General features: G+C 60.2%; 24 protein-coding genes. 10 read left to right on the top strand and 14 right to left on the bottom strand.

Annotated elements, in window-relative coordinates; all coding sequences use genetic code 11:
• Nucleotides 1–82: 82 nt before the first annotated feature.
• The 4 genes from IB245_RS13570 to IB245_RS13555 form a co-directional block, all read right to left on the bottom strand.
• Nucleotides 83–1,033, bottom strand: a complete 951-nt coding sequence (locus IB245_RS13570; RefSeq protein ID WP_192227835.1) for a LysR substrate-binding domain-containing protein — start codon at nt 1,031–1,033, stop codon at nt 83–85.
• A 21-nt stretch (nt 1,034–1,054) separates the two neighbouring features.
• Entirely contained in the window at nt 1,055–2,362 is a 1,308-nt protein-coding gene (gene dctA / locus IB245_RS13565; protein WP_192227834.1) for a C4-dicarboxylate transporter DctA, read from the bottom strand.
• A 97-nt stretch (nt 2,363–2,459) separates the two neighbouring features.
• Entirely contained in the window at nt 2,460–3,335 is an 876-nt protein-coding gene (locus IB245_RS13560) for an alpha/beta fold hydrolase (protein WP_192227833.1), read from the bottom strand.
• A 200-nt stretch (nt 3,336–3,535) separates the two neighbouring features.
• Nucleotides 3,536–3,994, bottom strand: a complete 459-nt coding sequence (locus IB245_RS13555; protein ID WP_192227832.1) for a VOC family protein — start codon at nt 3,992–3,994, stop codon at nt 3,536–3,538.
• Between the two features lie 267 nt (nt 3,995–4,261).
• Between IB245_RS13555 and IB245_RS13550 the strand changes: the two genes are divergently transcribed.
• From IB245_RS13550 to IB245_RS13540, 3 genes are all read left to right on the top strand, one after another.
• Nucleotides 4,262–5,476: an SfnB family sulfur acquisition oxidoreductase gene (locus IB245_RS13550; RefSeq protein ID WP_192227831.1), complete on the top strand. Its 1,215-nt coding sequence runs from the start codon at nt 4,262–4,264 to the stop codon at nt 5,474–5,476.
• A 2-nt stretch (nt 5,477–5,478) separates the two neighbouring features.
• Nucleotides 5,479–6,144, top strand: a complete 666-nt coding sequence (locus IB245_RS13545; RefSeq protein WP_008032624.1) for a methionine ABC transporter permease — start codon at nt 5,479–5,481, stop codon at nt 6,142–6,144.
• Nucleotides 6,145–6,219: 75 nt separating this feature from the next.
• Nucleotides 6,220–6,990 carry a MetQ/NlpA family ABC transporter substrate-binding protein gene (locus IB245_RS13540; RefSeq protein ID WP_192227830.1) on the top strand — a complete coding sequence of 257 codons (771 nt, stop codon included), beginning with the start codon at nt 6,220–6,222 and terminating at the stop codon, nt 6,988–6,990.
• A gap of 100 nt (nt 6,991–7,090) precedes the next feature.
• Here IB245_RS13540 and soxR read toward each other — a convergent pair whose 3' ends face one another.
• Nucleotides 7,091–7,558, bottom strand: coding sequence for a redox-sensitive transcriptional activator SoxR (gene soxR, locus IB245_RS13535; protein ID WP_192227829.1), 468 nt, complete (start codon nt 7,556–7,558; stop codon nt 7,091–7,093).
• 95 nt (nt 7,559–7,653) lie between these two features.
• Between soxR and IB245_RS13530 the strand changes: the two genes are divergently transcribed.
• The gene (locus tag IB245_RS13530) at nt 7,654–8,019 is read left to right on the top strand and encodes an antibiotic biosynthesis monooxygenase (RefSeq protein ID WP_192227828.1); all 366 of its coding nucleotides are present in this window, start codon (nt 7,654–7,656) and stop codon (nt 8,017–8,019) included.
• Here the strand turns inward: IB245_RS13530 and IB245_RS13525 are convergent.
• The 4 genes from IB245_RS13525 to msuE form a co-directional block, all read right to left on the bottom strand.
• Nucleotides 8,016–9,119, bottom strand: a complete 1,104-nt coding sequence (locus IB245_RS13525; protein ID WP_008032617.1) for a sigma-54 interaction domain-containing protein — start codon at nt 9,117–9,119, stop codon at nt 8,016–8,018. The two genes, IB245_RS13530 and IB245_RS13525, sit on opposite strands and share 4 nt — an antisense overlap.
• A gap of 21 nt (nt 9,120–9,140) precedes the next feature.
• Nucleotides 9,141–10,328: an acyl-CoA dehydrogenase family protein gene (locus IB245_RS13520; RefSeq protein ID WP_032829030.1), complete on the bottom strand. Its 1,188-nt coding sequence runs from the start codon at nt 10,326–10,328 to the stop codon at nt 9,141–9,143.
• Nucleotides 10,329–10,497: 169 nt separating this feature from the next.
• Nucleotides 10,498–11,643 (bottom strand): FMNH2-dependent alkanesulfonate monooxygenase, encoded by a 1,146-nt coding sequence (gene ssuD, locus IB245_RS13515; RefSeq protein ID WP_008032614.1) that lies wholly within the window; start codon nt 11,641–11,643, stop codon nt 10,498–10,500.
• Nucleotides 11,644–11,653: 10 nt separating this feature from the next.
• Complete coding sequence (msuE, locus tag IB245_RS13510) at nt 11,654–12,217, bottom strand: FMN reductase (RefSeq protein ID WP_008032612.1); 564 nt, start codon at nt 12,215–12,217, stop codon at nt 11,654–11,656.
• A 489-nt stretch (nt 12,218–12,706) separates the two neighbouring features.
• Here msuE and IB245_RS13505 point away from each other — a divergent pair, with 489 nt between their 5' ends.
• From IB245_RS13505 to IB245_RS13490, 4 genes are all read left to right on the top strand, one after another.
• A complete protein-coding gene (locus tag IB245_RS13505) occupies nt 12,707–12,976 on the top strand; it encodes a hypothetical protein (protein WP_008032610.1) in 270 nt (89 codons plus the stop codon).
• A gap of 98 nt (nt 12,977–13,074) precedes the next feature.
• Nucleotides 13,075–13,689, top strand: a complete 615-nt coding sequence (locus IB245_RS13500) for a LysE family translocator (RefSeq protein WP_008032608.1) — start codon at nt 13,075–13,077, stop codon at nt 13,687–13,689.
• Between the two features lie 161 nt (nt 13,690–13,850).
• Nucleotides 13,851–15,008, top strand: a complete 1,158-nt coding sequence (locus IB245_RS13495; RefSeq protein ID WP_192227827.1) for a cysteine desulfurase family protein — start codon at nt 13,851–13,853, stop codon at nt 15,006–15,008.
• 64 nt (nt 15,009–15,072) lie between these two features.
• Nucleotides 15,073–16,881, top strand: a complete 1,809-nt coding sequence (locus IB245_RS13490; protein ID WP_192227826.1) for an aminopeptidase P family protein — start codon at nt 15,073–15,075, stop codon at nt 16,879–16,881.
• Here IB245_RS13490 and IB245_RS13485 read toward each other — a convergent pair.
• The gene (locus tag IB245_RS13485; RefSeq protein WP_192227825.1) at nt 16,874–17,794 is read right to left on the bottom strand and encodes a LysR family transcriptional regulator; all 921 of its coding nucleotides are present in this window, start codon (nt 17,792–17,794) and stop codon (nt 16,874–16,876) included. The genes IB245_RS13490 and IB245_RS13485 overlap by 8 nt on opposite strands.
• Nucleotides 17,795–17,898: 104 nt before the next feature.
• Here IB245_RS13485 and IB245_RS13480 point away from each other — a divergent pair, with 104 nt between their 5' ends.
• On the top strand, nt 17,899–18,897 hold the full coding sequence (locus tag IB245_RS13480) for a zinc-dependent alcohol dehydrogenase family protein (RefSeq protein WP_192227824.1): 999 nt from the start codon (nt 17,899–17,901) through the stop codon (nt 18,895–18,897).
• Here the strand turns inward: IB245_RS13480 and IB245_RS13475 are convergent.
• Both IB245_RS13475 and IB245_RS13470 read right to left on the bottom strand, forming a co-directional pair.
• Nucleotides 18,894–19,484 carry a 2-hydroxychromene-2-carboxylate isomerase gene (locus IB245_RS13475; protein WP_192227823.1) on the bottom strand — a complete coding sequence of 197 codons (591 nt, stop codon included), beginning with the start codon at nt 19,482–19,484 and terminating at the stop codon, nt 18,894–18,896. The genes IB245_RS13480 and IB245_RS13475 overlap by 4 nt on opposite strands.
• Nucleotides 19,485–19,520: 36 nt before the next feature.
• Nucleotides 19,521–20,249, bottom strand: a complete 729-nt coding sequence (locus IB245_RS13470) for an SDR family oxidoreductase (RefSeq protein ID WP_192227822.1) — start codon at nt 20,247–20,249, stop codon at nt 19,521–19,523.
• 92 nt (nt 20,250–20,341) lie between these two features.
• On the opposite strand from IB245_RS13470, the gene IB245_RS13465 reads away from it, so the two are divergent.
• A complete protein-coding gene (locus IB245_RS13465) occupies nt 20,342–20,902 on the top strand; it encodes a TetR/AcrR family transcriptional regulator (protein ID WP_008032598.1) in 561 nt (186 codons plus the stop codon).
• 9 nt (nt 20,903–20,911) lie between these two features.
• Here IB245_RS13465 and IB245_RS13460 read toward each other — a convergent pair whose 3' ends face one another.
• Nucleotides 20,912–21,193: a hypothetical protein gene (locus IB245_RS13460; protein WP_008032597.1), complete on the bottom strand. Its 282-nt coding sequence runs from the start codon at nt 21,191–21,193 to the stop codon at nt 20,912–20,914.
• A 169-nt stretch (nt 21,194–21,362) separates the two neighbouring features.
• A complete protein-coding gene (gene rhtA / locus IB245_RS13455; RefSeq protein ID WP_192227821.1) occupies nt 21,363–22,250 on the bottom strand; it encodes a threonine/homoserine exporter RhtA in 888 nt (295 codons plus the stop codon).
• Between the last annotated feature and the right edge of the window lie 410 nt (nt 22,251–22,660).

Genomic DNA, 22,660 nt, shown 5'->3' with positions numbered 1-22,660 from the left:
GGCAAGCCTCGCTCCTACAGGTCAGCGCGAACTTTGTAGGAGCGAGGCTTGCCCGCGAAGAGGCCCGCCCATACACCGCAAATCAAACCGACAACCCTTTGAAATGCTCCTGCAAAAACTCCACACACGCGCGCAACTTCCCCGAGTACGCCAGCCGCGTCGGGTACACCGCCCATACGTTGGCGCTCTGGGTGTATCCGGGCAGCACCTGCACCAATCGCCCTTGCTCCAGCAACGGCTTCACATCCCACAGTGACCGCAACAACACCCCGCGCCCATCCAGTGCCCACTGCAAGACAATCTCGCCGTTATTGGACGACAACGGTCCGCTGACCCGCACACTCTCCTGGGCCCCGTCGTGCTCCAGGTTCCAGATGCCGAAGGCGTTGTCGCGCTCCTTGATCACCAGGCAATGATGCTGCTCCAGATCGCCCAGCGTCTGCGGCGTGCCGTGGCGTTGCAGATAACCGGGCGCCGCGCACAACACCCGCCGATTGCTCACCAGTCGCCGGCCGATGTGCTGACCGGGGATGTCATCGCCGACACGGATCTCCAGGTCGAACCCTTCGCTGACGATGTCCACCACCCGATCAAACAGGTCGAGGCGAATCTCCAGGTCCGGGTAACGTTCGGCCAGCAGTGACAGGGCGGGCGCCACGTGATTGCGCCCGAAGCCGAAACTGCTGCACAAATGCAGACGCCCGCGAGGGCTGTCGTGGGCGTCGGAGAGTTCGTCGTGCAGTTGCTGGAAATCATCGAGAATCCGCAACGCCCAGCGCTGCACACGTTCACCGTCTTCGGTCAGGGCGATGCGGCGGCTGGTGCGGTGCAGCAGGCGCGTGCCGAGGGTGGTTTCGAGAATCTGGATACGTTTGCTGACGTAGGCGGGCGACAGGCCCAGTTCATCCGCTGCGGCGGCGAAACCGCTTTTACGAATGACGGTAAGTAATACACGCAGGTCTTCGGGCAGGGGCACTGTGTCTTTCTTGGTGGTCATGACAGAACGGGCACTGGCGGCATGAGCCGCCAGCATAGCATCGGTGTGAACGTCGACTTACTCGACAGAAAGCTTGGCCGCCGCCGCTGCCGCCCGAGCGTGGCGCCCGCGTTTGAGGGCAATCGGCGCCATCTTGCTGCGGTCCAGTTCACCTTCCCAGGCGGCCACCACCAGCGCTGCGACGGCGTTGCCGATGATGTTGGTCAGGGATCGGCATTCGGCCATGAAACGGTCGACACCGAGGATCAGCACCATCGCCGCCACCGGCACGGTCGGCACTACGGCCAGGCTCGCCGCCAGCGCCACGAACCCCGCACCGACCACCGCGCCCGCGCCTTTGGAGGTGAGCATCGCCACGGCCAGCAAGGTCAGTTGCTGCTCCAGGCTCAAGTCAATGTTGGTCGCCTGGGCCAAAAACAGCACCGCCAGCGTCATGTAAATGTTGGTGCCGTCCAGGTTGAAGGTGTAGCCGGTCGGCACGACAATCCCCACCACGCCTTTGGAGGCGCCCAGGCTTTCGAGTTTCTGGATCAACTGCGGCAGCGCCGATTCCGAAGAGCTGGTGCCCAGTACGATCAACAGTTCTGCCTTGATGTACGCCAGCAGTTTGAAAATGCTGAAGCCGGCATAACGGGCAATGCTGCCGAGCACGCACGCAATGAAAATCAGCGCGGTCAGGTAGAACGTGCCAATCAGCTTCAACAGCGGCAGCAACGAGCCGAGGCCGTACTTGCCGATGGTGAACGCAATCGCGCCAAACGCCCCGATCGGTGCGACGCGGCTGATGATGCCGACGATGCGGAAGAACACTTCGCTGGCCTGATTGATCACGTTCACCAGTGGCCGGCCCTTTTCACCGACCATCACCAGCGCAATGCCGAACAGCACCGAGACGAACAGCACGGGCAGGATTTCACCCTTGGAGAAGGCATCAAAAAAAGTCGTCGGAATCACGTGCAGCAAAAAACCGGTGATGCCTTCGCCGTGTTCGGCCTGACCGACAAAACCGGCAATCGCCGACGAATCCAGCGTCTTCACATCAATGTTGAACCCCGCGCCCGGATGCAGCGCATGCGCCGCCAGCAGGCCGATCAACAGCGCAAGGCTGGAGACGATTTCGAAGTACAGCAGCGCCTTGCCACCGACCCGGCCGACCTGTTTCACATCGTGCATGCTGGTGATTCCAGAAACCACCGTGCAGAAGATGATCGGGCCGATGATCATCTTGATCAGCTTGATGAAACCGTCACCCAACGGCTTGAGGTCGATGCCGATCTGCGGCCAGAAATGGCCGATCACAATGCCCAGCGCGATGGCGATGAGCACCTGCACGTAGAGGGTTCCCAGCAGTTTCTTGATGGTCATTTTTATTATCTCGAGACGGTTTTTGGGCATGACGATCCCGCGCAGGCCCGTGACGGCCTGCGGCGGAAAGTGGATTCAGATCAGTACGGCGCGGCTGTCAGCGCAGGAAAGCCAGGACTTCGGCGAGCAGCAGCTCGGGGGCTTCTTCGGCGATGTAATGGCCGGCGGGCAGCGCTTTGCCGCGCACGTCGGTGGCCACGTGTTGCCATTCCTTGAGCGGTTCGAAGCAGCGGCCGACCGTGCCTTCGGCACCCCACAGCACCAGCAGCGGCAAGTTCAGATGACGGCCGGCGTCGATGTCGGCGCGGTCGTGATCCAGGTCGATGCTGGCGCTGGCCCGGTAGTCCTCGCAGATCCCGCGTGCGGTGCCCGGCTGTTTCAGGCAGCGCAGGTATTCGCCAAAGGCCTCGGCAGTGAACGGTTTGAGCCCGGCACTGCGACTGCCCATCACGCTGCGCAGATAGGATTCGGGATCGGCCTCGATCAGGGTTTCCGGCAACGGAGCGGGGCGGATCAGGAAGAACCAGTGCCAATAGGCGCGGGCAAAGGCTTCATTGGTTTGCGTGTACATCGACAGCGTCGGTGCGATGTCGAGCAACACCATGCGTTGCACGGCTTGCGGATGATCCAGCGCCAGGCGATGGGCAACCCGGGCGCCACGGTCGTGTGCGAGCACCGAGAACTGCTCGAAGCCCAGGGACTTCATCAGCTCGATGCTGTCCTTGGCCATTTCCCGTTTGGAGTAGTTGGTGTGGTGGTCGTTGGCCAGCGGTTTACCGCTGTCGCCGTAACCGCGCAGGTCGGCGGCGACTACGGTGAAGTGTGCGGCCAGTTGTTCGGCAACCTTGTGCCAGATGACGTGGGTCTGCGGGTGACCGTGCAGCAACAGCAGGCCCGGCCCGCTGCCGCCGATGCGGTAGGCAATGTCCACACCGTTGACGTGGCGCTGGTCTTTGAGGAATCCGGCGAACATGGGATGACTCCTTGTTGTAGTTGCCTGCATCCTGAAATTGTTCGGCGACTACGGCAAGGCGCAAAGCGTGGTGCGCTTGTTCATGAAGTGTGTTGTCTCGGAGGCCGCCTTCGCGGGCAAGCCTCGCTCCTACAGGTCCGGTTGTGCTTTTGTAGGAGCGAGGCTTGCCCGCGAAGAGGCCGGATCAAGCACTGAAAATCTCAACCCTGCTGAAACATCTCCTTGGCCCGCTGCTCAATCTGCGCCTGGGTCAAATCTTCCTTGCGCGTGGCCAGAAACCACAAATGCCCATACGGATCTTTCAACGTCCCCGAACGGTCGCCGTAAAACTGATCCTTGACCTCGGACACCACCGTGGCGCCCGCCGCAATCGCTTGTTTGTAGGACTTGTCCACATCGTTCACATACAGGTGCAAGCCCACGGACGGTGACTTGTCCGGATTGCTCAACGGCCCCTGATCGCACGGCGTGCCGAGCATGATCGGGCAGTCGCCGATGCGCAGTTCGGCATGGCCGATGCTGCCGTCGGGCATGGACAGACGCATGACTTCGGTCGCGCCGAAGGCTTTCTTGTAGAAGTCGATGGCTTCGGCCGCTTTTTGAATGCCCAGATAAGGGGTGATGCTGTGATAACCCTCTGGAATGGGTTTGACGCTCATGACGATTCTCCCTGTCTATTGTTGAATTGAAGGTAGTCCTTCGCCGGTTTCCGACCGGATAACTATAGGCCAGCGCCTTTTACGCATCCGAGTGCCCGACGAGCAGCAGCGCCACTGTTCGGCCATAAACAGTGAAGCAGCAGAATGCTCGGGTTTCTCACTGAATAGCCGTTGAAAACCCCCGAAACTGCCCGAAAACACTGGCCCTGGCGGTCAGGCACAGAAGCTGCAATGTCCTCCGGTAAACACTGTTGCCGAGAGACTTGTATGCCTGAATCTGCCGTTTATCCGATCAACCCGCCGGCCGCCCATCGGATCGCCGATGAAACCGAAGCCTTGCGTGTGGCCGAGCGCGTCGCCGCGGTCTTGCTGGAGCAGGACGCCGAGCGCGACCGTACGCGCCAGGTGCCCGCCGAAATCGTCGACCTGTATTCCAACAGTGGCTTGTGGGGCATCAGCGTGCCAAAGGAGTTTGGTGGCGCGCAGGTGTCCTACGCGGTGCTGGCGCAGGTCATCGCGATCATCTCGGCGGCCGATCCGTCCCTGGGGCAGATCCCGCAAAACCACTATTGCCTGCTGGAAGATATCCGCCTGCAAGGCACGCCCGAGCAGCAGGCACATTTTTTCGGCCTGGCGCTGCAAGGTCATCGCTTTGCCAATGCGCTGTCGGAAACCGGCGGCAAAAACGTGCAGGACATTCAGGCGACCGTTCGCCGTTATGGCGACGGGCATGTGATCAACGGCCGCAAGGGTTATTGCACCGGTTCGCTCTACGCCCACTGGCTGGCGGTGCTGGCGCTGGATGAAGAGCAGAGGGGCCAGTTGTCCTTCGTCGAACGCGGCACCCCAGGGCTGGTGATCGTCGACGACTGGGACAGCATCGGTCAGCGCACCACCTCCAGCGGCACGGTGCTGGCCGAGGACCTGCACGTCCCGGCGTTCAACGTGTTCCCGACGTATCGCTCCTATGAAAGCCCGACCCTGGCCGGCCCGTTCGCGCAATTGACCACCGCCGCCATCGACGCCGGCATCGCCCGCGCAGCGCTGCGTGACACCATCGCGTTCGTGCAGCAATTCGCCCGGCCGTGGATCGATGCGGGTGTGGAGAAAGCCAGTGAAGATCCGTTGACCATCATTCAGGTCGGTGGCCTGGAGATTCGCCTGGAAGCTGCCGAAGCCTTGCTGGAACGTGCCGGTTGGGCGCTGGATGCGGCGCGCCCGGCACCCGATGAAGACAACGTCGCCCGAGCGTCCCTCGCGGTGGCCAAAGCCAAAGTGCTGACCACCGAAATCGCCATCGAAGCCACCAACAAACTGTTCGAACTCGGTGGCACCCGTTCGACCCTGAAGAAGCACAACTTCGACCGGCACTGGCGCAATGCGCGGGTGCACACCCTGCATGACCCGGTGCGCTGGAAATACCACGTGGTCGGCAACTGGCTGCTCAACGGCGTTAAACCGCCGCGCCACGACTGGTCCTGATCATGGCCGAATGGTTCAAGAACATTTACTGGGCCGACATCGGCCAGGCCTGTCTCGACACCTTGAGCATGCTCGGTGCCGCCCTCGGTTTCACCGTACTGCTGGGGTTGCCGCTGGGGGTAGTGCTGTTCCTCACCGGCAAGCGCCAGTTGCACGAAGCCATCGGCGTTTATCGGGTGTTGTCGGTGATCGTGAACATGCTGCGTTCGCTGCCGTTCATCATTTTGCTGATTGTGTTGATTCCGCTGACAACGCTGCTGGTCGGCACTTCGCTGGGCGTGCCGGGGACCATTCCGCCGCTGGTGGTTGGCTGCACGCCGTTCTTCGCGCGGCTGGTGGAAACCGCCTTGCGCGAAGTCGATCGCGGCGTCGTGGAAGCGACCCAGGCCATGGGCGGCACCACCTGGCAAATCATCCGCCACACCTTGTTGCCCGAGGCTCGTGGCGGGTTGCTGGCGGCGGTCACTGTCACCGCCATCGTGCTGGTGGATTACACGGCGATGGCCGGGGTGATTGGCGGCGGTGGCCTGGGCGACCTGGCGATCCGCTACGGCTACCAGCGATTCCAGACCGACGTGATGGTGGTCACCGTGGTGCTTTTGCTGATCCTGGTCCAGGCCCTGCAAATGACCGGCGACCGATTGGTGGCGCGCTACAGCCGACGATAAACATTCGACTCAACAAAAAAACTCAGGCCTCACGTCCGCCCCACGACGGCCACTCAATCTGCCTAGGAGCACAACATGAAAAAGACCCTGGCCATTCTGGCTGCCCTTGTGTCGTTGAGCGTTCACGCCAACGAAAAACTCACCGTCGGCGCCACGCCGGTGCCGCACGCGGAGATCCTCGAGTTCGTCAAACCCACCCTGGCCAAGGAAGGCGTGGACCTGGACATCAAGGTCTTCACTGACTTCATCCAGCCCAACCAGCAGCTTGCACTGAAGAACCTCGACGCCAACTATTACCAGTACCGGCCGTTTCTCGATGACTACAACAAGACCCGTCACACCGATCTGGTGCCGGTGGTCGGTGTGCACATCGAACCGTTCGGGGCTTATTCGACCAAAATCAAAAACATCGCCGAACTGAAGGATGGCGCCACCGTCTCCATCCCCAACGACCCGGTGAACACTGGCCGCGCACTGGTGCTGCTGCACGAGGCCGGGCTGATCAAACTCAAGGACCCGAGCAACACCCTGGCGACTCAGCGCGACATCGCCGAAAACCCGAAGCATTTGAAGATTCGTGAACTGGAAGGTGCGTTGCTGGCGCGTTCGGTGAGTCAGGTGGACCTGGCGTTCGTGTTTGCCAACTACGCACTGGAAGCGGGGATCGACACCAACAGCGCTTTGATCGTCGAGAAGGGCAAGAGCCTGTACATCGAATTCCTGGTGGCCCGCCCGGACAACATCTACGACCCGGGTTTGCAGAAACTGGCCAAAGCGTTGAATTCCGATGAAGTGCGGCAGTTCATCTTGACCCGCTACAAAGGGCAGATTGCGCCGGGCTTCTGATCTTCGGCCATTTTTGAGGACGCCTTCGCGGGCAAGCCTCGCTCCTACAGGTACGGCGGTGCTTTTGTAGGAGCGAGGCTTGCCCGCGAAGGCCGCACCGCTATTCCGGATCTGCCGACGATTCCAACAGCTGCGCCCCCGGCCCCCGATCCCCCAACACATCACCAAAATTACGCAACGGACACGCCTCCATCGACAAACACCCACAGCCAATACAGCCATTGAGCGTGTCCCGCAGCAAGGTCAGCTGATTGATTCGCTCATCCAGCTCCCGGCTCCACTGCGCCGACAACACCTTCCAGTCCGCCGCCGTCGGCGCGCGGTTATCCGGCAGGGTTTTCAACGCCTCGCCAATCTCCGCCAGCGGAATCCCCAAGCGCTGCGCCACTTTGATCAACGCCACCCGCCGCAACACTTCCCGTGGATAACGTCGCTGGTTGCCCTGATTGCGCGTGCTTTTGATCAAACCCCTGGCTTCATAAAAATGCAGCGCCGTGACCGCCACGCCGCTGCGGGCGGCGACCTGGCCGACGGTGAGCTCTTTATGCAGTTGTTGCGAGGTGATCATGTGAAAAATGTCCCTTGACCTCTAGTTAACTCGAGGTTTTACCCTGCAGGCCTTCGGATCGCAAGATCCGGCTTACACGTCAGTGGGGACTCTTCATGCAAGCGCCAGAGAAAAATCGCAGCTTCACCCAATTGATCGAATTCGAGATCGAACCCCATCAACAGGCCGCCCTGGTGTCGGCGCTGTCGTTACAGACCGAACGCCTGGCCCAGCGTTACAGCGGTTTTCTCAGTGCGAGCATCCAGGCCAGCGACGATGGCCGGCGGGTGCTCAATTACCTGCAATGGCAATCGCGTGAGGCGGGGGAAGCTGCGTTTCAGGGTTTTGAAAGCGGCGAGCAGGATTTCTGGCAACTGATCCGCGCCCATCAGGCGAAAACCGTGACGTTTGGCTCGTTCCAGGTGTTGCACAGCCTGGAACGCAGCCACGACAACGCGCTGCATTGCAATCTAGTGAGCTAAATCGACAGCTGCATCAAGCGCTCGCCCTGCACGTTCTCCGTTGGGCGGCGCTTGTTCACCGCCAGTTCACCGATTTTGATCAGGCGCGTGCGCGTCACGTTGCGGCTCAAGCCCAGCAGCGCGGCGGTGTGCACCTGGTTGTAATGGCTGAAACGGTAAGCCGCACGCAGCAAGGCGTCCTCGACTTTCTCGTGCAGCGCGCCGGCCTGCTCCTCGAACAGCTTTTGAAACGCGCGGTCGAGCAAGGCTTCCGGTGAATCGTCGAGCTGGCTGTGATAGTCGTCCTGACGCTCGATGCGCATGTTCGACAGGCGCAGGTCATCGCGCTCGATCACACCGTTACGGCAGATCAGCAAGGTGTGGTGAATGACGTTTTCCAGTTCGCGGATGTTGCCCGGCCAACTGTAACTGCGCAGTTTCAGTTCGGCTTCCTTGCTGATGGTGATGGTGCCGTAGCCGAGGCGCTGACTGTAGGCTTCGACGAAGTGACGGGTCAGCGGCAGGATGTCGCCGGGGCGATCACGCAGCGGGCTCAGTTCCAGGCTGACCACATCGAGGCGGTAATACAGGTCCTCGCGGAAATGCCCGGCGTTGATGGCTTTTTCCAGTTGCACGTTGGTTGCCGCCAGTACGCGCACGTTGATTGGAATGCTCTTGCGCGAGCCCAGGCGCACCACTTCGCGCTCCTGCAACACCCGCAGCAACTTCACCTGAATGGCCATCGGCAGATCACCGATTTCATCGAGGAACAAGGTGCCGCCGTCGGCCTCTTCGAACCAGCCGGCCTTGGCGCTCAAGGCACCGGTGAACGCACCTTTTTCGTGGCCGAACAACTCGGCCTCGACCAGGGATTCGGAGAACGCGCCGCAGTTGACGGCCACAAACGGGCGGTTGCGCCGGGCGCTGAGGTTGTGGATATGCCGCGCCACCAGCTCCTTGCCGGTGCCGGTTTCACCGATGATCAGCACGCTGGCTTCACTTGGCGCGACCTGCTGCAAATGCGCGAGCAAGGCCTGGGATTTCGGGTCTTCGAATACTTGCGCGGTGGCGCGGATCGACGTGGCCAGGGCGGGCGAGGGCGGTAAGGTCAGCAGTTGCATGGGGCAGGCTCCATGAGAAGGCTATGAATAGAAAGTCGGAATCGGCAGGGACTGGTTCAACGCCCAGTCGCCCAGTTCATGGAGTTTGTAATCCACCGGGTCGTGCAGGGTTTGCGTGCGCAGGTTGCGCCAGTGGCGGTCGAGCCGCAGCGAGGCGTGAGTCGAGCGCGCACCGGTCACTTCGAACAGCCGGCTACAAAGTTCGAGGCCGTTGCGCGTGGCGGCGACCTTGGCCGTGGCAATCGCGGTGGCGAGGTGTCCACGTTCTTCGGCGCTGAGGTTAGGGCCTTTCGCCCAGGCCTTGTCGAGCAGGTCGGCGGCGCGTTCCACCAGCAAGCGAACGCCTTCGAGCGCAACCCAGAATTCGCCGTAATGGCCGAGCACATACGGGTCCTGACGCACATCCTGAGCGCTGGATTTGTGCCACGGGCGGGTTTCGGTGAGGGTGTATTGCCGCGCTTCTTCGAAGGCACCTTCGGCGATGCCGAGGAACATGTGCGTAAAAGTAAGCTGCGCGATCAATGGCCGCAGGCAGGCGAACGGTGTGCTCAGCGGACCCGGGTCGAGCAGCAATTCCGACTCTTCGACCCGCACCCGTTCGAACGAAGCGCTGCCGCTGTCGGTCTGGCGCTGGCCCATGTTGTTCCAGTCGTTGTGCAGGGTGATGCCGCTGCGGCCGCTGGGGATGGCCGCGATCAACAGCTTGCCGCCGGCGCTTTCATCCACTGCCGAGGCGATCAGCATTTCCGAATCGCTGGCGCCGGAGCAGAAACTTTTCTTGCCGGAAAACTCGCGCCAGCCACCGAGTTTTTTCACTACGGTGCGGGTGTCCAGCGGGTTGAGGGCATTGCCCCAGAACCAGTTCTTGCGTGCGGTCTGTTCGAACCACGGCTGCCACTGCTCGGGTCGGGCGAACAGGCGCACGGTGGCGAGCATCAGGTGATGAAAACCGAAGACGTGGGCAATCGAACTGTCGACCTTGGCGAACTCGCGCACGATGGTCAGGGTTTCACTCCAGCTGGCGCCGAGGCCGCCGTACTGGGTGGGAATGCTCAACGCGAGCAGACCGCTTTGGCGCAGGGCGTCACGCTCGGCTTTCGGCGTACCGCCACGTTCGTCGCGCTCGACCGCGGTCAAGGCAAACTCGGCGGCCAACTGGCGGGCGGTTTGCAGGGGGGATAACAGGGCGCTTAGCGGCTTGGCAGTCACGCGGGGTTCCTCAATAAATTCAACACCGATTCCCTGTAGGAGCGAGCGGTGCGGCGGTCCGACTTGCCCGCGAAAGCGTCGTATCAGCCAACATCCATTTTGAATGTCCGGACGCTTTCGCGGGCAAGTCGGACCGCCGCACCGCTCGCTCCTACAGGTAGTAGGTGGGTCAGGCCGTGGCTTTGGCGGGCAGCACATCATTGGCGATCATTTCGCCAAACGGCCCGGTGAGGTTGGTCACGCCACGCCCCGCCAGGCTCGCATACGGTTCAGGCAACAGCGGGAACACCAGCTCGGCAAAGCGATACGCCTCTTCAAGGTGCGGATAACCGGAGAAGATAAAGCTCTCGATCCCCAGGTCCGCGTACTCCTTGATCCGCGCCGCCACTTGCTGCGGGTCACCCACCAGCGCCGTGCCGGCACCGCCGCGTACCAGGCCGACACCGGCCCACAGGTTGGGGGCGATTTCCAGGTTGTCGCGACGTCCGTCATGCAACGCCGCCATGCGCCGCTGGCCTTCGGAGTCAAAGCGCGAGAACGACTTTTGCGCGGCGGCGATGGTCTCGTCGCTGATGTGTTCGATCAGTTTGTCGGCGGCTTTCCACGCCTCTTCGGCCGTCTCGCGAACGATCACGTGCAAGCGAATCCCGAACTTCACCGTGCGCCCGTTGCGTGCTGCGCGCTCACGCACATCAGCGAGTTTTTCCGCGACGGCGGCCGGTGGTTCGCCCCAGGTCAGATAGACATCGACCTGCTCGGCGGCGAGTTCATGGGCGGCTTCAGAGGAACCACCGAAGTACAACGGTGGATAGGGTTTCTGCACCGGCGGATAAAGGGCCTTGGCGTTTTGCACTTGCAGGTGTTTGCCTTCGAAGTCCACCGCTTCGCCTTGCAGCACGCGACGCCAGATCTGCAGGAATTCGTCGGTGACTTCATAACGCTCGCTGTGATCGAGGAAGATCCCGTCGCCACGGTTTTCGTCCGGGTCGCCACCGGTCACCACGTTGATCAGCAAGCGGCCGTTGGACAGACGATCCAAAGTCGCGGCCATGCGCGCCGAGACGGTTGGCGAAATAATCCCCGGACGAATCGCCACCAGATAACGCAGGCGTTCGGTCAACGGCACCAGCGCCGAAGCGATGACCCACGAATCCTCGCAGGAACGCCCGGTGGGAATCAGCACGCCGTGATAACCGAGGCTGTCGGCGGCCTGCGCGACTTGTTTCAGATAGTTGAGCGTCACCGGGCGAGCGCCCTGGGTGGTGCCTAGGTAATGGCCATCGCCGTGGGTCGGCAGAAACCAGAAAACATCCATGAAGAGATCCTTAAGCGATTTTCAGCAGATTTTTGGGGTGCACGCCGAACAACGGCGCGGCGCGTTCTGCAGCAAGACGAATGCGGGCCTTCAAGGGCTCACTGGTTATTTGGTAATTGGCGAAATCGGCTTCGGTGGCGTAGACGCCGATCGGCAAGGTCAGCGCCTGGAAGAAACTGAACAGCGGGCGCAACTGGTGATCGAGCACCAGCGCATGCCGTTCGCTGCCACCGGTGGCGGCGAGCAGCACCGGCGTATTGATCAGCGCGTTCAAGTCGATCAGGTCGAAGAGGTGTTTAAGCAAGCCCGGATAGGAGCCGCGATAAACCGGCGCGGCGACGATCAGCAGGTCAGCGTTTTCGATGGCTTGCAGCTCGGCTTCGATGTCGGCGCTCAGTTCCTGGCGCGACAGGGCCGCGCCCAGTGGCCGGGCGATGTCGCCCAGTTCGATCAGCTTGCTCTCGATCGGCAATTGCCCGGCCAGTTCGGCCAACAGCGCTTGGGTCAGCACCAACGTGCGGGACGGACGCCAGGTACCGCCGGAGAGGGCAACGACTTTCAATGGACGCGACATGATCAGTTCCTTTTTAAACAGTTGCTCAGCGAGCAGTGAGTAGTGAGTAGTCACAGGGCTTGAGCAAGAGCTGTACCAATCCTTCGAGCCCACGATTTACGTGGCTTGCAGCGCATTGATGACTGCGTGCTGTTCGATTTTAAGGACTGTTTGTTGAATGACTGTTGCCTGGCAAACAGTTGCGTGGGCAACAGTTGTGTAAGGCGATGGGGTTGTTATAAAGGCTGTTTGTTATTCCTCAAAAGATCATTGCAAGATATTTATAGATCATTAAGAAATATGCACGTCCCTTGTAGGAGCCGGCTTGCCGGCGATGGCGGCCGCAAAAACACCGCAAGGTCCAAGGTCCTCATCGCCGGCAAGCCGGCTCCTACAAGATGGGGTAATTCGGCTTCAATACCCACTATCGAGAGCGTTGATTTCTGCCCATCCAAAGGCGCGAGTAGCCTGTGTTCATTGCCCCGAACCCAGATGCCAGGACGCCAGACCATGAAACCTCTACTCGCCACTTTCCTGCTGCTCGCCGTCTCCGTTCTCGCCGGATGTGCCAGCCACGTATCCCCGGAATTGCGGCCCTACACCGCCGAGGAAACCCGTGAACTGGCACTGGAATCGCTGAATCGTCGTGGTTTGTCTTTCGATGAATACCACGCGAAAAAAGCTGAATTGCTCGGTCAGCCACAGAAATCCTTCAGCTTCGACAAACAAGGCGAAATGAACGCCGAGCGCACTGTTCAACTGCACGGTCGCCCAAGCTGAGCGACTGTACTGCTCGAAGTTTCACCCAACTGTCCATGGGTTTCCCGGCAGGCGTGCGATAGGGTCAATACCTGAATGACCCTGACGGACTGCCACCAATGACGCTCTCGCTCGATCTGCTGCTGGGTTTCGCCCTGTTCGCTCTCGTTACCTCGATCACACCCGGCCCGAACAACACGATGTTGCTGGCATCGGGCGTGAACTTCGGCTTTAACCGTACAATTCCTCACATGCTTGGCATTACCTGCGGCTTTTTCGTCCTGGTCGTCGCGGTGGGTTTTGGACTGGGCGCAGTGTTTCAAAGCTATCCGTTGCTCTACACCGTGCTGCGCTACGTTGGCGCGGCGTACTTGTTGTACCTGGCGTGGAAAATCGCGCATTCCGGGCCGGTATCCGACGGCGAGAACGGTGAAAGCAAACCGATCAGCTACCTCGGCGCGGCAGCATTCCAGTGGGTCAACCCCAAGGCCTGGATCATGGCCATCGGTGCCATCAGCACCTACACGCCGATGCAGGGCTATTTCACCAACGTCATCGTGATTGCGGCGGTTTTCGCCCTGATCAACCTGCCGAGCGTCGGCGTCTGGGCCGCGTGCGGCACGCTGCTGCGCAACGTGCTCAAGGACCGCCGCTGGTTGCGCGTGTTCAATTGGGGCATGGCCGCGTTGCTGGTGGTTTCGCTGTATCCGTTGATGCTGGAAAGCTTTAGCTGACGCATTGCTTCAACCGGTTGCCCGATGCCTGTTAAGCTCGACTTCAGGAGCGTTCCTACGCACTTTCAAGTGAAGTCGTACTTTCTTAACGCATCCGATCAGGTATTGCTGGTGCACGGGTTGCCAGCACCTGGTCCCGGAACAAGCTCTGCGAGTCTTTTATGAATAAACGTCCGTTGTATTTCGACTACGCCGCCACCACGCCGGTGGACGAGCGGGTCATCAAGGTCATGGTCGAGTGTCTGGGGTTTGCCGGGAACTTCGGCAATCCTGCGTCCAGCTCCCATGCATTCGGCCAACAGGCCCGGCAATCGGTCGAGCAGGCGCGACAGCAAGTCGCCGGGCTGGTGGGGGCGCAAGCCGACCAGATCGTCTGGACCTCCGGCGCCACCGAATCGAATAACCTCGCCCTCAAGGGCGTGGCCCAGGCTCGCGGGGTGCCCGGCGGGCACATCATCACCAGCCAGATCGAACACAAGGCGATTCTCGATACCGCAAGGCAATTGCAGGAAGCCGGTGTTGCCGTGACGTATCTGGTGCCCGACGCGCAAGGTCTGATCACCCCGCAAGCGGTCAGCGAAGCGATGCGCGAAGACACCTTTCTGGTGTCGCTGATGCTGGTCAACAACGAGTTGGGCACGGTCAATGATATCGCGGCCATCGGCGAGGTCGTGCGGGCCCGCGAGGCGTTGTTCCATGTCGATGCGGCCCAGGGCGCGGGGAAAGTGGCCATCGACCTGGCGCGATTGCCGGTGGACCTGATGTCGTTTTCGGCGCACAAGATCTACGGTCCCAAAGGCATCGGCGCGCTGTATGTCGGGCCTCGCGCACAACAGCGTTTGCAGGCGCAGATTCACGGGGGCGGCCATGAAGGTGGCTTGCGTTCCGGGACCCTAGCGACTCACCAGATTGCCGCCATGGGCGTGGCGTTCGCCTTGGCCGCGCAACTGTTCGATGAAGAGAAAGCCACGATTGCGCGCCTGCGCGAGCGCTTGCTCGAACACCTGTCGGGCATTCCCGGCGTGCGCCTCAATGGCAGCGCGACCCAGCGCATCCCTCACACCTTGAGCCTGACCTTCAGTGAAGGCGAGTTCAATTCCGCGGCGTTGAGTGCATCGATTGCGTTTTCTGCGACCTCGGCCTGTAATTCCGCGAGCAATGCGCCGTCCCATGTGCTGCTGGCACTGGGGCATGACGCCCGCTCGGCGAGCCGCACCATTCGCTTGAGCCTGGGGCGTTTCACTACCGAGCAGGACATCGACCAGGCGGCACAACTGATTAAAGCGGCCTGCGCCAGTGCCCCGGCATTCTGGCAATAAGGCCTTAAGTGCCGACGTTGATCGGCACTCAACAATAATGATGAAGTGATTAGCAGGAGACATGATGAGTACGCAGCCTTCGATCAATGGATCGGTGCCTGAGCGCCTGGCGCACACCCGCGAGCTGATGAGCCGGGAGGGCATTCACGCCTTGCTGGTGCCGTCGGCCGATCCGCACCTGTCGGAATACCTGCCGGGCTACTGGCAAGGACGGCAATGGCTGTCGGGCTTTCATGGCTCGGTGGGCACGCTGATCGTCACGCCGGATTTTGCCGGCGTCTGGGCCGACAGCCGTTATTGGGAGCAAGCGACCAAGGAACTCAAAGGCAGCGGCATCGAACTGGTCAAGCTGCAACCGGGTCAACCCAGCCCGCTGGACTGGCTGGCCGAGCAAACCCCTGAAGGCGGCGTCGTCGCGGTAGACGGTGCGGTGATGGCCGTGGCCTCGGCACGCACGTTGGGTAGCAAGCTCGAAGAGCGCGGCGCCCGTCTGCGCACCGACATCGATCTGTTGAGCGAAGTCTGGAGCGATCGCCCGACGTTGCCGAACGAGCCGATCTATCAGCACCTGCCGCCTCAGGCGACGGTCAGCCGTGGCGAAAAACTCGCCAAACTGCGCGAGGTGTTGAAAGAGCGTGGCGCCGACTGGCATTTCATTGCCACCCTCGACGACATCGCCTGGCTGTTCAACCTGCGTGGCGGCGATGTGTCGTTCAACCCGGTGTTTGTCTCTTTCGCCTTGATCAGCCAACAACAGGCAACCCTGTTCGTGGCCTTGAGCAAAGTCAGCGCCGAGCTGCGCGCGATCCTCGAAAAGGACGGTGTGACTCTGCGCGATTACAACGAAGTGGCCGACGCCTTGCGCGCAGTGCCGAGCGGCGCGAGCCTGCAAGTCGATCCGGCACGCGTCACCGCCGGTTTGCTGGATAACCTGAACAGCGGCGTGAAACTGGTCGAAGGCCTGAACCCGACGACATTGGCCAAATCGCAGAAAAGCCTGGCCGATGCCGGGCACATCCGTCAGGCCATGGAGCAGGATGGCGCGGCGCTGTGCGAATTCTTCGCCTGGCTGGAGTCGGCGTGGGGCCGCGAACGCATCACCGAACTGACCATCGACGAACACCTGACCGCCGCGCGCACGCGTCGTCCGGATTACGTGTCGTTGAGTTTCAACACCATTGCTGCGTTCAACGCCAACGGGGCGATGCCGCATTACCACGCTACCGAAGAAGAGCACGCGGTGATCGAGGGCGACGGTCTGTTGCTGATCGACTCGGGCGGTCAATACCTGGGCGGCACCACCGACATCACGCGGATGGTGCCGGTCGGTACGCCAACCGATGAGCAGAAGCGCGATTGCACACGTGTGCTCAAAGGCGTCATTGCGCTGTCCCGTGCGCAATTCCCTCGGGGCATTTTGTCGCCGTTGCTGGACGCCATCGCCCGTGCGCCGATCTGGGCGGAAAACGTTGATTACGGTCACGGCACCGGGCACGGCGTCGGCTACTTCCTCAACGTTCACGAAGGCCCGCAAGTGATTGCCTATCAAGCTGCTGCTGCGCCGCAAACCGCGATGCAGCCGGGCATGATCACTTCCATCGAACCGGGCACCTACCGTCCGGGTCGCTGGGGCGTGCGGATCGAGAACCTGGTGTTGAACCGTGAAGCGGGCAAGAGCGAATTCGGTGAGTTCCTGAAATTCGAAACCCTGACCTTGTGCCCGATCGACACGCGCTGCCTGGAACCGTCGTTGCTGACTCAGGACGAAAAACAGTGGTTCAACGCGTATCACGCCGAAGTGCGCGAACGCTTGAGCCCGCTGGTCGACGGTGCAGCCCTTGAGTGGCTGAACACTCGAACCGCTGCTATCTGATCGGCTTGAGTTCAGGCGCTGTTTCCAGCGCCTGGCTCATGTAGTCGACAAAGGCTTTGACCCTGGCGGATTGGCGACGATTCGCCGGGGACACGGCATGCATCGGCAGTGACTGCGCGGTGTAGTCCTGCAAAATCGCGGTCACTCGCCCGGCTTTCAAGTCTTCGCTGAACAGCCACACCGGCGACAACGCAATCCCCAGTCCCCCCAGCACCATCTCGCGGATTGCCTCCGAGTTGTTGCTTTGCGCATTGCCCTTGATCCGCACCTCGTGGCGTTGATTGTTTTTCTCGAAAACCCATAGATTCTGACTGTTCAACAGATTGAACTGCAGGCAGTTGTGCCCGCCCAGTTCTGCCGGCGTGTGCGGTTGGCCGTGTTTTTTGAGGTAGGCCGGCGCTGCGACAGTTACGCGGTGGGTGGTGCCGATGTGGCGGGCGATCAGGCCGCTGTCATTCAGTTCGCCGATTCTGAAGGTGACATCCAGTCCTTCGCTGACCAGGTCCTGGTTTTGATCACTCAGTTGCAGGTCGATTTCTATGCCGGGATGGCGCTCAAGGAATTGCGCCAGTCGTGGAGCAATCTGCAAACGCCCGAAGCTGACCGAGGAGCCGATGCGCAGTGGGCCGGCAATGCGCTCCTTGCCGGACTGGAAACTGTGCTCGGCCGCATCGACGGCTGCGAGGATTTGTCGACATTCGTTGTAGTACCGCTGGCCTTCATCCGTCAGGGAAAGCTGGCGGGTGCTGCGTGCAATCAGTTTTCCGCCCAGCCCGGTCTCCAGCGCCTTGAGCACTTTGCTGATGGTGGGCTGGCTGGTCTGCATCTCTCGGGCAACGGCGGAAAAGCTGCCGCGTTCGACGACCCTTACGAAGATCGCCATTGCATTGAGTTTGTCCACGGGAGTTCTCATTGATGCCGGATAGGCATGGTCACTATAGCTATTTGGCGTCTTATCAGCATGAGTCGGTTGGCCGAAGATTTATCCCACAGCCACCTCTGACGGAAATATGCGAAATGACTGACTCACTTGAAATGCGCGCTCTGATTGTCGACTCGGCCAACGCGCCGCTACGCTTGGCTTCCATTCAGCGGCCGGTGCCGGAAGCAGGGCAGGTATTGGTCCGGATCAAAGCCAGCGGGGTAAATCCACTAGACGGAAAAATCCGTTCGGGCCAGGCCGCCCACGCGCGTCAGTCATTGCCGGCTGTGTTGGGCATTGATATGGCGGGAACCATCGAGGCATTGGGGGAGGGGGTCAGTGGATGGCTGCCGGGCGATGAGGTTTATGCCATGGCCACCGGAATTGGCGGGGCGCAGGGTTCGTTGGCGGAGTACGCAGCAATCGATGCCAGACTGCTGGCGCGCAAGCCAGGTAATTTGAGTATGCGTGAGGCGGCGGGGTTGCCGTTGGTGTTGATTACGGCGTGGGAAGGGTTAGTGGACCGGGCGCGGGTGCGTGCGGGGCAGAAGGTGCTGATTCATGGTGGTGCGGGTGGTGTGGGGCATGTGGCGGTGCAAATAGCCCGCGCCTTCGGTGCCCAGGTGTTTGCCACTGGTTCTGCCAGGCATCAGGCAATCATCGAAGGCTTTGGTGCGACGTTTATCGACTATCGCCAGTCTTCGGTCGAGGAATATGTAGCGCAACACACGGATGGGGAGGGCTTCGATATCGTCTACGACACGGTGGGCGGTGAGACCCTGGATGCGTCATTCAAGGCTGTACGGGTTTATCACGGTCATGTGTTGAGTTGCCTCGGTTGGGGGCAGCACAGTTTGGCGCCGCTCTCGTTTCGTGGCGCAACCTATTCCGGCGTGTTTACATTATTGCCATTACTCACCGGCATGGGGCGCGAGCGTCACGGGGAGATTCTTCGTGAGGCGGCTCGCTTGATCGAGGCGGGCAAGCTGAAGCCGTTGATGGATCCTCGGGCGTTCACTCTGCAAACCGCCGAGGCCGCCCATGAGCTGCTGGTTTGCGGAGCGGCTCAGGGGCGGTTGGTCATCGAGATTTAACGCAGGGCTTCAATGACGAAGTCCAGTCGATCCTGGCCGAAGAACAGTTGGTTATCGATGAACATGCTGGGGGCGCCGAACACGCCGCGTTGCACCGCTTTCTCGGTGTTGTCCTTGAGCGCTGCCTTGACGTCTTCATCGGCGGTCAGGGCCAGCACTTCGTTGGGGTCAAAGCCGTTCTGCGTCAACACTGAAGCGACGGTCGCCGGGTCATCGAGGCTGCGTCCTTCAACCCAAAGCGCTTTAAACAGGCAGTCGATGAATGCCTGAAAGCGTTCGGGATAGCGTAACTGCATGCCAGTGACGGCGCGCATCAGCATCAATGTATTAATGGGAAAGTGCGGATTGAACTTCAGTGGCACGCCATAACGTTTGGCGTAGCGGTCCAGGTCCTGAAACATATAGAGGCCCTTGGCCGGAATGGTCGCAGGGGAAGCGTTGCCGGTGGCTTTGAAAACGCCGCCCAGCAGCATCGGGATGTAGACCAGTTGGCTGTCTGTCTGCTCGCAGATTTTCGGCAGTTGGGTATAGGCCAGGTAGGTGGCAGGGCTGCCGAGGTCGAAGTAGAACTCAACGGTTTTGCTCATGTTCAATGCGCTCTGTTTATTGTTATTGGGGAGGGCTTACCAGCGTTCGCTCCAGGGGCGCAGGTCCAGCTCGAAGGTCCAGGCGTCACGGGGCTGACTGTGCAGGTACCAGTAGTTTTCGGCGATGTGTTCGGGATTGAGGATGCCATCCTGATCCTTGGTGGCGTACTTCTCGGGAAAGGTGTCGCGGATAAAGTCGGTATCGATAGCGCCGTCAACGACGACGTGGGCAACGTGAATATTCATCGGCCCCAGTTCGCGGGCCATGCTTTGAGCCAGTGCGCGAATGCCGTGCTTGGCACCGGCGAATGCTGCAAATCCGGCGGCACCCCGCAGGCCGGCAGTCGCGCCGGTAAACAGAATCGTGCCCCGCTGACGCTTGGCCATGCGCTTGGCCACTTCACGGGCATTGAGAAAGCCTGAGAAGCAAGCCATTTCCCAAATCTTGAAATACTTGCGAGCGGTTTCTTCGAGAATGCTGCACGGCACATTGGCGCCGATGTTGAACACAAACGCTTCGATAGGGCCGATCTGGCTTTCAATCTGCTCGACCAGCGCAATCACGTCCTCTTCCTTGCGCGCATCACAGGCAAAACCATGGGCTTCACCGCCCTCGGCCTTGATGGCGTCCACCAATGGCTGGAGTTTGTCCGCACTGCGCCGGGTGACACAGGCGACAAATCCTTCTTCAGCAAAACGTTTGGCAATAGCTCCACCAGTAGCATCACCGGCGCCGACAACCAGTACGACCTTCTTATTATTCATGAGGTGCTCTCTTTGCTAAACGATCGTTAACTAAACGAACGTTATGCTACGATTCGGCAGGCGTCAAGATGATCAATACAGAGGGCAAGGCAATGCGTTACTCGGCCAATCACAAACTGGAAACCAAACAGAAGCTGCTGGAAAGCAGTGCGTTGTCGGCGAAGAAGTCGGGTTTCGCAACGGTCGGTGTCGACGCCTTGATGAAGGCGATCGGCTTGAGTGGTGGGGCTTTCTACAGCCACTTTTCGTCGAAGGATGAGCTGTTCGCTTCAATTGTCGAGCGTGAGCTGGTTCAAAGTCTGGAGCGATTGGGGGCGGATCAGGACCGTGACAGGCTCGAGCGTTGCCTGAAGCATTATTTGAGCATGTCCCATGTCGAACACCCGGAGTCGGGTTGCGCCTTGCCGGCATTGGGCGCCGAAATAGCCCGTTCAGACGTGCTGGTCCGGCAGCAGGCGGAGAACTGGATTTGTCGGCTACAAGAGAGTTGGGCGCGGATTCTGGAGAGCGACAGCCTGGCATGGGCGATTCTGTCGCAATGCATCGGTGCGTTGGTTGTGGCGCGAATGCTCGCCACCCCTGACATCCAGCGCACGGTACTGAAGTCCAGTTACGATGAGATCAGCCGTCAGATCGCCGGCCCGCGGACCTGAAGAGACGGCCTATTTGCAGATGACGATCATGCTGCGGCTGGTATAGCCGGCCGGGTTGAGACCAAACGGATAATCGCCAGGTTCTTCCACGCCATCCCCTGATTTCGCGATGACCTTGTATCCCTTGGGCGCACAGGAGTTGGCTGCGCTGGTGTAGCACTTGTCCCAGGATGACGACAGCCCGGAACAGTTGATATGCAATCCTTTCTTGCCACGTTTGGTATGAGTTTCCGAAGTCGCCGCGCAGCCCGCAATTGCAAGTATGGCGATCAGTATCAAAATTCGTTTCATTGCTGTCCTTATAGCGTCCCCGGATCTTTGCGCCCGGGTCTGGCCGTGTTCGCTTTAGCTTGAAGCGTTCTTATATCCCTATCGTGAAAAATCCATGTCTGACACTGGGTTACGGGCCTAAACATGGCCTAATTGCGCGGTAAATACCAGACCTTCGTCAAATCCTGTATTAATCCGCGGCAACCGCAGGTTTGGCGGCACCGCCCATGGTCATGGTCGCGCCGACGGAAGCCAGAATGATGCAGATGATAGCCATCCACTGTGACAGTGAGAGGTATTCATGGAGGAACAACAGACCTGACAGGGCACCGACCGCGGGCTCAATACTCATCAGCGTGCCGAAGGTGCGGGCTGGCATTCGGGTCAGGGCGACCATCTCCAGCGTATAGGGCAGGGCAGTGGACAGCAGGGCGACGCCGATCGCTATGGGGATCAGCGATGGCGTCAGCAGCGCGGCGCCGGCATGCACAATACCGATAGGCGCTACGAACAGTGCGGCAATCATGACGCCCAGTGCAGCAGTCTGTACGCCATTGTCTGCACCGGCCTTCTGGCCGAATAGAATGTACAACGCCCAGCAGACTCCGGCCCCCAAGGCATAACCCGCACCGACCAGATCAATACCGGTAGTCGTGGCTCCCGTGGGTATCAATAACAGTAACCCGATGGCGGCCAGTGCGATCCATAAAAAGTCGATCGCGCGACGTGAGGCATAAATAGCAACCGCCAGCGGCCCGGTGAACTCCAGCGCTACCGCGATTCCCAATGGGACTGTGCGTAGGGACATATAGAAGAGGAAGTTCATGCCGCCGAGTGCCATCCCGTAGACAATGACCGTGCGCAAGGATTTCGCGGTGAGCTTCGCACGCCATGGGCGCAGCAGTATCAGCATGATTACGCTGGCGAAAATCAACCGCAGGGTCGTTGTCCCCTGCGCACCGATAACCGGGAACATGCTTTTGGCCAGGGAGGCTCCGGACTGGATCGACGCCATGGCTATCAATAGCAGGCCAACCGAGAACAGGGTCGAGGCAAGGCTGCGGGGGTGGTCATTCATTGCGTGGCATCGTCCAAGGCAGGAAACGAACGTATTGTTCTAGTGTTGGGCAATATACTGCGCATTCAAGGTGTTCGCGTCTATATATAAGCAGTGATTTTGAGCATCCTGATAGAAAGGCTAAATTAGGGGTTGACGGCAGATTCTAGAAGTCTATAATTCGCCGCACTTCCGGCGCAGTCGAAACGGAAAACTCCTTGGTAAACAATGAGTTACGCAGTTTTCGACAGCGAGTTGCTTCAGCTCATCGAAGCCCAGAAGGAGTTGAAAGAGCGGTGTTGTTTGGCTCTTTTGACGGTTCGATCTTCTCGGTCGAAAGCGGAGAAAAAGAGGTGTTGACAGCAGCGAGTAACGCTGTAGAATTCGCCTCCCGCTAACGAGAGATCGGAAGCGCAAGTGGTTGAAGTTGC

This window comes from Pseudomonas sp. PDM02, from assembly GCF_014852285.1.
Lineage (GTDB): Bacteria > Pseudomonadota > Gammaproteobacteria > Pseudomonadales > Pseudomonadaceae > Aquipseudomonas > Aquipseudomonas migulae.
The sequence above is the reverse complement of the archived record's forward strand: the minus strand, read 5'-3'. Positions and strand labels throughout refer to the sequence as shown.